This is a genomic window from Streptomyces sp. NPDC060064 (genome assembly GCF_042736455.1).
GTDB lineage: Bacteria > Actinomycetota > Actinomycetes > Streptomycetales > Streptomycetaceae > Streptomyces.
In genome coordinates this window covers 1-10012 of sequence record NZ_JBHWWF010000082.1, presented here as the reverse complement: position 1 = coordinate 10012, position 10012 = coordinate 1, and the positions used below count along the sequence as shown (strand labels likewise).

The 10012-nt window shown below is 69.1% G+C and carries 2 protein-coding genes; both read right to left on the bottom strand.

Annotation, left to right across the window (positions count from 1 at the left end; all coding sequences use genetic code 11):
* On the bottom strand, positions 1–7083 hold a 7083-nt coding region (locus tag ACFWDI_RS40280; protein ID WP_385312001.1), incomplete at its 3' end, for a type I polyketide synthase.
* Between the two features lie 37 nt (positions 7084–7120).
* Positions 7121–10012: type I polyketide synthase (locus tag ACFWDI_RS40275; RefSeq protein WP_385311999.1), on the bottom strand; the 2892-nt coding region annotated here is incomplete at its 5' end.

Below are 10012 nucleotides of genomic sequence, written 5' to 3'. Positions count from 1 at the left end.
GAGGTCCTTCAGCGGGCGCTCGAGGTGCCCGTCAAAGTGCGCACAGACCTCGTCGAAGGCCTCCGCGAAGACGGGGTAGGTCTCGTACAGCTCCCGGCCCATTCCGACCCGCTGGCTGCCCTGCCCCGTGAACAGGAACGCCAACCGGCCACGGCCTATGTTCCCGGCGGTCACCGCGCCCGACAGATCGCCGGTGGCCAACGCCTGCAGTCCGGCAAGGAGTTCTTCCCGGTCAGTGCCGGTGACGACGGCCCGGTGCTCGAACCGCGCCCGCGACACCGCAAGCGAGTACCCCACATCCGCCAGACCCAGGTCGGACCGCTCGCCGACGAATGTCGCGAGCCGCTCAGCCTGGCCCCGCAGCGCGTCCTCGGACTTGCCGGAGAGCACCCACGGTACGACTCCATCAACCACACGCTGTGGATTCGACGAGACAGTCTCGGCTTCGGCCGGGAACTGCTCGATCAAGACATGAGCGTTGGTGCCGCTGATGCCGAAGGACGAGACGGCGGCGCGGCGCGGGCGGTCCAGTTCGGGCCACTTCCGTGCCTCGGTGAGCAGGGAGACGTCACCCGTCGACCAGTCGACGTGCGGTGAAGGCTCGTCCACGTGGAGAGTTTTGGGCATGACACCTGCGCGCAGTGCCAGGACCATTTTGATGATGCCGGCGACGCCGGCCGCTGCCTGGGTGTGGCCGAGGTTGGACTTGATCGAGCCGAGCCACAACGGCTGGTCGGCGTCGCGTCCCTGGCCGTACGTGGCCAGCAGCGCCTGCGCCTCGATCGGGTCACCGAGGCGTGTGCCCGTGCCGTGCGCTTCGACGACATCCACATCGGTTGTCGACAGACCGGCGTTGGCGAGGGCTTGGCGGATGACGCGCTGCTGGGACGGGCCGTTGGGAGCGGTCAGGCCGTTGGATGCGCCGTCCTGGTTGACGGCCGTACCGCGTACGACCGCAAGGACCTTGTGGCCGTTGCGCTGTGCGTCCGAGAGGCGTTCGACGAGCAGCATGCCCACGCCTTCGGACCAGCCGGTGCCGTCGGCTGCGCCGGCGAAGGGCTTGCAGCGGCCGTTCAGTGCGAGGCCGCGCTGCAGGGCGAAGCTGGCGAACGTGTCCGGTGTCGGCATGACGGTGACACCACCGGCCAAGGCCATGGAGCACTCGCCTCGACGCAGCGACTGCGCGGCCAGATGGAGGGCGACCAGCGAGGACGAGCATGCGGTGTCCACAGTGACAGCCGGACCCTCGAACCCGAACGTGTACGACACCCGTCCCGAGATGACGCTGCTCGAACCGCCTGTGCCGAGGAAGCCCTCCACACCCTCCGGGATCTCCGTGGGACGCGAGGCGTAGTTGTGGTACATCACGCCGGCGAAGACACCTGTTGAACTGCCGCGTACGGATGCCGGGTCGATGCCCGCGCGCTCCAGCGCTTCCCATGAAGCCTCGAGCAGCAGCCGCTGCTGCGGGTCCATCGCCACTGCCTCGCGCGGCGAGATACCGAAGAAGGTCGGGTCGAAGTGACCCGCGTCCTTCAGGAATCCGCCTTCGAGTGCGTACGACTCTCCGGGGTTCTCCGGATCCTCGCCAAAGACTCGCTCCAGGTCCCAGCCGCGGTCGGTCGGGAAGGACGTGATTCCGTCGCCGTCCGTGAGCAGGAACTGCCACATCTCCTCGGGAGTGGTGATTCCGCCCGGATAGCGGCAGGCCATGCCGACGATCGCGATCGGCTCGTCATCCGCAGGGTCGACAGTCGAGGCGTTGACCTCAATCGCCGCATGGGTGTCGGTGAGCTCAGCGACCACGAAATCGGCGACGGCCGTCGCGTTCGGGTGGTCGAAGACAAGGGTGGCGGGGAGACGGAGCCCAACAGCCGTGCCGAGCTGGTTGCGGAACTCGACGGCTGTCAGCGAGTCGAACCCGAACTCCTTGAACGCCTTCTCAGGGTCCACCGATTCAGCATTGGGGTAGCTGAGCACCGCGGCGACCCGCGCCCTGACCAGGTCGAGTGCGAACGCATGCCGCTCGCCGGGCGCGTGGGCGACGAGTTGCTTTGCCCACTCGCCACGCGCCACCACCGGGGTGGTGGTGTGGGCGGTGCGGCGGGTGGGGGTGCGTATGAGTCCGCGCATGAGGGGCGGTGTGCCGGTCGATGATGCTTGGGCGCGGATGGTGGTGAGGTCGAGTCGGATGGGTACGAGCAGGGGTGTGTTGGTGGGCCATGCGGCGTCGAGGAGTTCGAGGCCTTGGGTGTCGGTGAGGCCGTTGAGGCGGTGGCGGTCTGTGTCGCTGAGGTCTCCGGCCATGCCGCCGGCTTGTTCCCAGGCGCCCCAGGCGAGGGAGGTTGCGGGGAGGCCGAGCGAGCGGCGGTGGTGGGCGAGTGCGTCGAGGAAGGTGTTGGCGGCGGCGTAGTTGCCTTGGCCTGGGTTGCCGATGACGCCGGCGGCGGAGGAGAAGAGAACGAAGGCCGTCAGGTTTGTGTCGGCTGTCAGTTCGTGGAGGTTGAGGGCGGCGTCGACCTTGGGGCGCATGACGGCGTCGAGGCGTTCGGGGGTGAGGGAGTTGATCAGGCCGTCGTCCAGGACACCGGCGGTGTGGATGACGGCGGTCAGGGGACGCTCGCTGTCGATCGTCTTGAGCAGCGTCTCGAGCGAGCTGCGGTCCGCAGCGTCGCAGGCGGCGATGTCTACCTTGTCCGCGCCGAGTTCGGTGAGTTCGGTGGCCAGCTCGGGTGCGCCGTTGGCGTCGAGTCCGCGGCGGCTGGTGAGGATGAGGTGGCGTGCGCCGTGTTGGGTGACGAGGTGGCGTGCGACGAGGGAGCCGAGGGCGCCGGTGCCGCCGGTGATGAGGATGGTGCCGGAGGGGTCCAGCTCGATGGGTGCGGGGGTTTCGGAGGCGGGCGTGCGGGCTAGGCGGGGTGCACGTATGGCGCCGTTACGGAGGGCTGCTTCTGGTTCGTCGGAGCCGAGGAGCGGCCACAGTCGGGTGAGTTCCGAGGTCTCGTCGAGGTCGAGGAGTAGGAAGCGGTCGGGGTTTTCGGCTTGTGCGGAGCGTACGAGGCCCCAGACGGGTGCGTTGGCCAGGTCGGTGACGGCTTCGTTCGGGCCTGCGGCGACGGCGCCGTGGGTGATGAAGACGAGTCGGGAGTCGGCGAAGCGGTCCTCTGCCAGCCAGTCCTGGACGAGGCCCAGGGCATGGTGTGCCGCCTGGTGCGCGGCAACGGCCGTGTCCGTACCTTCGTACGCCGCAATGGGGGCGAAGACGACCTCGGGGATGGCGTCGGCGGTAGCGAGTCCGGTCAAGTTTGCGAACAGTGGGCTGTCGCCAAAGATGCCCTGCTCGCCCAGTACGGCCCATGACCTCGGCTCGACGGACGGCAGCGACAGCTCCGGCCACTCCACGCAGAACAGCGAGTCGTGGAAGCCGCTACGGCCCGCCGAAAGCTGTTCGGTTGTGACGGTGCGGAGTACCAGGGCGTCTGCGGTAGCGACGGGGGTTCCGGTCTCGTCGGCTGCGCTGATCGATACGGCGTCGGTGCCGGCCGGCGAGAGCTTGACGCGGAGCACAGAGGCTCCGGTGGCGTGGAGAGACACGCCGCTCCAGGCGAAGGGCAGTCGTGCCTGGTCCGATGTTTCGGTGAAGTCGCCCAGGGCCACGGCGTGCAGGGCGGCGTCGAGGAGTGCGGGGTGCAGTCCGAAGCCGTCGGTGGTGGTGCCTTCGGGAAGTGCGACCTCGGCGAACACGTCGCCGCCCAGTCGCCACGCAGCCCGAAGACCCTGGAACACCGGGCCGTACGAGAGACCGACCCCCGCCAAGCCGGCGTACAGGCCGTCGAGCTCCACGACCTCGGCGCCCTTGGGCGGCCACACCGACAGATCGAGAGAGGCATCCGAGACGGTCTCGTCCAGGGAGCCAACCGCATGGAGAGTCCACGAAGTGTCGGGCTCGGCGTCGTCGAGGCGCGAGTAGATGGCTACCGACCGACGACCCCCCTCGTCGGCGGCATCCACCGTCACGCGCAGCGCGACACCCCCCTGCTCGGGGAGGACCAGCGGGGCTTGGAGCGTCAGCTCCTCCAGCGCACCGCAGCCGACCTGGTCGCCGGCGTGGATGGCGAGCTCGACCAGTGCTGTGCCGGGGAGGAGAACGGTGTCCATGACGGCGTGGTCCGCCAGCCATGGGTGCGACTGGAGGGACAGGCGGCCTGCGAGAAGCACTCCGTCCGAATCCGGGATGGTTACGGCGGCGCCCAGCAGCGGGTGATCCGTCGAGCCGAGACCGAGGCTGGTCGCGTCACCACCAACAGAAGGCATGTCCAGCCAGTAGCGCTGGTGCTGGAAGGCGTAGGTGGGGAGTTCGACGCGGTTCGGGTGGTGGCCCGCGTACACGCCGTCCCAGTCCAGCTCTGTGCCGTGTACGTGTGTGTGGGCGATGGCTTGGGTGAGGGTGTCGGCTTCGGGGCGGTTTTTGCGCAGGACGGGGGTGAAGACCACGTCATGGGCGTCGGGGAGGGTTTCCTGGGCCATGGCGGAGAGGGTTCCGTCGGGGCCGAGTTCCAGGTAGGTGGTGACGCCTTGGGTGGCGAGGTGGGTGATGCCGTCGGCGAAGCGGACTGCTTGGCGGACGTGGCGTACCCAGTAGTCGGCGGTGCCGAGGTCCTCGGGTGTGGCGAGTTGGCCGGTGAGGTTGGAGACGACCGGGATGCTCGGTGTCGAGTACGTCAGGCTGGCTGCGATGGTGCGGAACTCCTCGAGCATGGGTTCCATGCGGGGGGAGTGGAAGGCGTGGCTGACGCGGAGCTGGCGGACCTTGCGGCCCTGCTCCCGCCAGTACTCCAGCACCTCCACCACAGCAGCCTCGTCACCGGAGACCACTACCGACGAAGGTCCGTTGATCGCGGCGATGGCGATCTCGTGCTCGCGGCCTTCGACCGTCGTCAGGATTTCGGCTTCGGTGGCCTGGATCGCGGCCATGGCTCCGCCGACCGGGAGGGCCTGCATCAGCCGGCCGCGCGCAGCGACCAGCTTCGTGGCGTCCGCCAGCGTGAAGACGCCTGCCGCGTGTGCGGCAGCGAGTTCGCCGACGGAGTGGCCGACGAGGAAGTCGGGGGTGAGTCCCCAGGCCTCGACGAGGCGGAAGAGTGCGACCTCGATCGCGAACAGTGCGGCCTGGGTGAATACCGTCTGGTCGAGCAGACCGGAGTCCGCGTTGTCCGTGTCGAAGACGAGGTCCTTCAGCGGGCGCTCGAGGTGCCCGTCAAAGTGCGCACAGACCTCGTCGAAGGCCGCCGCGAAGACGGGGTAGGTCTCGTACAGCTCGCGGCCCATCCCGGTCCGCTGGCTGCCCTGACCCGTGAAGAGGAACGCGACCCGGCCGCGGTTCACGCTGCCAGTGGTCACCGCACCTGACAGATCGCCGGCAGCAGCAGCCTCCAGCCCGGACAGCAGCTCCTCACGGCTCGCGCCCGAGACGACCGCCCGGTGCTCGAACCGCGCCCGTGACACGGCAAGCGAGTAGCCCACATCGGCCAGACCCAGCTGGGAGTTCTCCTCCATGAAGGAGTGCAGCCGCTGAGCCTGCGCCCGCAGCGCGTCCTCAGTCTTGCCCGACAGCACCCACGGGACGATCCCACCGACAACAGGAACCTCAGAAGTCGGCTCGGCCTCCACGACCGGCGCCTGCTCCAGCACCACATGCGCATTCGTGCCACTGACGCCGAACGAAGACACCGCGGCGCGCCGCGGACGCCCGGTCTCCGGCCAGTCCCGCGCCTCGGTCAGCAGCGATACCGCCCCCGCCGACCAGTCGATTTTCCGAGAAGGGGCGTCCACATGCAGGGTCTTCGGCATGACACCCGCGCGCAGTGCCAGGACCATTTTGATGATGCCCGCGGCACCGGCCGCCGCCTGCGTGTGGCCGACATTCGACTTGAACGACCCCAGCCACAGAGGCTGTTCCGCAGGACGGTCCTTGCCGTACGTGGCCAGCAGCGCCTGGGCCTCGATCGGGTCGCCCAGCCGCGTACCCGTACCGTGCGCCTCGACCACATCCACATCGGCCGTCGACAGACCCGCGTTGGTCAGGGCCTGGCGGATGACACGCTGCTGCGACGGGCCGTTGGGAGCGGTCAGGCCGCTGCTCGCGCCGTCCTGGTTGACGGCGGAGCCGCGTACGACCGCAAGGACCTTGTGGCCGTTGCGCTCGGCGTCCGACAGCCGCTCCAGGAGCAGCATGCCGACGCCCTCGGAGAAGCCCGTTCCGTCGGCCGCGTCGGCGAAGGCTTTGCAGCGGCCGTCGAGGGCAAGGCCTCGCTGCCGCGAGAACTCCAGGTACGTACCCGGAGTGGCCATCACGGTGGCGCCGCCGGCCAGGGCGAGGGTGCAGTCGCCGTTGCGCAGTGCCTGCGCCGCGAGGTGCAGCGTCACGAGGGACGACGAGCAGGCCGTGTCCACGGTGACGGCCGGACCTTCGAGGCCCAGGGTGTAGGAGACGCGGCCGGAGGCGACACTGCCGGAACCGCCCGTGCCGAGGAAGCCCTCGATGCCTTCGGGGATGCCCTCCTGCGCGGGGGACGGCGTGTAGTCGGTGTTGTTCATCAAGCCCGCGAACACGCCGGTCTTGCTGCCGTGCACCGACTCCGGGTCGATCCCGGCCCGCTCGAACGCCTCCCAGGAAGCCTCGAGCAGCAGCCGCTGCTGCGGGTCCATCGCCAGCGCCTCACGCGGCGAGATCCGGAAGAAGGTGGGGTCGAAGTCCCCGGCCCCTTCCAGGAATCCGCCGCGCGGTACCCGCTTCTCGCCGTCGTGGCCGGGGTCGCCCGCGGCGTTCTCGTCCGCGAGGGACAAGGCATCGATGTCCCACCCACGGTCGGCGGGGACCTCCGTGATGCCGTCACGCCCGTCGATCAAGAGCTGCCACAGCGCCTCGGGCGTGGTGATCCCGCCCGGATAGCGGCAGGCCATGCCGATGATCGCGATCGGCTCGCGGTCCTTGTCCTCCGCCTCGCGCAGGCGGCGTCGGGTATCGCGCAGGTCGGCCGTCGCCCGCTTGAGGTAGTCGACCAATTTCTCTTCGTTCGACACTGAGGTCACTCCACTGTGAGGGCTACGACGTGCGGGTTCAGGACTGGCCAAGTTCGTTGTCGAGCAGGTCGAACAACTCGTCGGCTGTCGCCGACTCCAGCGCGTCGTCCGGTGCTGCGCCGTCCGCTTCGGTCTGGGCGTCGGTCCACTTCGACATCACGGCCCGCAGCCGGGCGGTGATTCCGGAACGCTCGTCGGCGCCGCCGCCGATCGCCGCGAGCAGCGATTCGAGCTTGTCGAGCTCGGAGTGGACGGACAGCGCGGTCGCGCCCGTCTCCGTACCGAGCTCCGCTGCCAGGTAGTCGGCCACGGCGGCCGGCGCCGGGTAGTCGAAGATCAGCGTGGCGGGCGGCCGTAGTCCGGTCGCCTTGCCGAGCTGGTTGCGCAGTTCGACGGCCGTCAGCGAGTCGACACCCAGCTCCAGGAAGCCGCGCTTCGGGTCGATGTCATCGGGTCCCGCGAAACTGAGGACGGCTGCCGTCTGCGTACGTACGAGGTCGAGCAGCAGCTCCGCACGCTTGTCCGCCGTGAGACCGGCCAGACGCTTGGCGAATGCCTCCGACTCAACGACCGCGGTCTGCTGCGCGCTGCGGCGGCCAGGGGTTCGTACGAGTCCTCGCAGCAGCGGCGGTACGCCGGCCGATGATGCCTGGGCCCGTACGGCGGCCAGGTCCAGGTGCATCGGTACGAGCAGGGGTGTGTTGGTGGGCCATGCGGCGTCGAGGAGTTCGAGGCCTTGGGTGTCGGTGAGGCCATTGAGGCGGTGGCGGTCCGCGTCGCTGAGCCCACCGGCCATGCCGCCGGCTTGTTCCCAGGCGCCCCAGGCGAGGGAGGTTGCGGGGAGGTTGAGTGCTTGGCGGTGGTGGGCGAGTGCGTCGAGGAAGGTGTTGGCGGCGGCGTAGTTGCCTTGGCCTGGGTTGCCGATGACGCCGGCGGCGGAGGAGAAGAGGACGAATGCGGACAGGTTTGTGTTGGCTGTCAGTTCGTGGAGGTTGAGGGCGGCGTCGACCTTGGGGCGCATGACGGCGTCGAGGCGTTCGGGGGTGAGGGAGTTGATCAGACCGTCGTCCAGGACACCAGCGGTGTGGATCACGGCGGTGAGGGGACGCTCACTGTCGATCGACTTGAGCACCGTCTCGAGCGAGCTGCGGTCCGCAGCGTCGCAGGCGGCGATGTCTACCTTGTCCGCGCCGAGTTCGGTGAGTTCGGTGGCCAGCTCGGGTGCGCCGTTGGCGTCGAGTCCGCGGCGGCTGGTGAGGATGAGGTTGCGTACGCCGTGTTCGGTGACGAGGTGGCGGGCGACGAGGGAGCCGAGGGCGCCGGTGCCGCCGGTGATCAGGATGGTGCCGGAGGGGTCCAGCTCGATTGCCGAGGCGGTCTCGGAGACGGGCACGCGGGCCAGGCGAGGCGCTCGTACGACACCATCGCGCAGCGCCGCCTCCGGCTCGCCGGTCGAGGCCACCGAGGCGAGTCGGTCCCAAGCGGGCGACGCGTCGTCGGTGTCGAGGAGGACGAAGCGGTCGGGGTTTTCGGCCTGTGCCGAGCGGATGAGACCCCAGACTGGTGCGTTCGCCAGATCCTGGACGGCTTCAGCCGGGCCCGCGGCGACGGCGCCGTGGGTGATGAAGACCAGGCGCGAGTCTGTGAACCGGTCTTCCGCCAGCCAGTTCTGCACCAGGCTCAGTGCGTGATGTGCGGACTGGTGTGCAGCATCAGCCGTGTCCGTACCCTCATCGGCTGCTGCCAGTGGTACGAGGACCAGCTCCGGCACCGGGGTACCGGACTCGACGGCCTTGGCGAGGGCATCGAGGTCGGCGTACGTCGCGAGCTCCGAGGCGCCGGAGGACAGGACAGCATCTGTGCCAATCACGAACAGGGTCTTGTACACGGGAGCCGGGACGGTGATGTCCGTCCAGTCCACCTGGAACAGAGAGTCGTGGAAGGCACGCTGGGCGGTCGAGAGCTGCGCGGAGTCCACCGTCCGCAGCATCAGCGATTCCACGGTTGCGACAGGTGCACCGCTTCCGTCGGCTGCGCTGATGGATACGGCGTCGGTGCCGGCTGCCGAGAGCTTGATGCGGAGCACAGAGGCGCCGGTGGCGTGGAGAGACACACCGCTCCAGGCGAACGGCAGTCGTGCCTCGTCCGAGGCTCCGGTGAAGTCGCCCAGGGACACGGCGTGCAGGGCGGCGTCGAGGAGTGCGGGGTGGAGCCCGTAGCCGTTGGTTGCGGTGCCTTCGGGCAGTGCCACTTCGGCGTAGATGTCGTTGTCGAGTCGCCAGGCGGCGCGCAGCCCCTGGAAGACCGGGCCGTAGGTGAGGCCGATGCTCGCCAGACCGTCGTACAGCCCGTCGAGCTCGATGGTGTCGGCGCCCTTGGGCGGCCAGACGGACAAGTCGGCGCTGCCGTCGGCACTTCCCTCGGACAGGAGCCCGGTGGCGTGGCGGGTCCACGGTGTTCCTGCCTCGGCGTTGTCGAGGCGTGAGTGGATGGTGACGTGGCGGTGTCCGTTGTCATCGGCGGCGCCGACGGTCACGCGGAGGGCGATGCCGCCGTGTTGGGGGAGTACGAGTGGGGCTTGGAGCGTCAGTTCCTCGAGTGAGTTGCAGCTGGTTTGGTCGCCGGCGTGGATGGCGAGCTCGACCAGTGCGGTGCCGGGGAGGAGGACGGTGTCCATGACGATGTGGTCGGCGAGCCAGGGGTGGGACTGGAGGGACAGGCGGCCGGTGAGCAGTACGCCGTCGGAGTCCGGGAGAGTGATCGCGGCGCCGAGCAGGGGGTGCTTGGTCGTGCCGAGTCCGAGGCTGGTGGCGTCACCGGACGAGGCTGTTGCGTGGAGCCAGTAGTGCTGGTGTTGGAAGGCGTAGGTGGGGAGGTCGACGCGGCGGGGGTTGTGGCCCGCGTACACGCCGTTCCAGTCGAGTGCTGC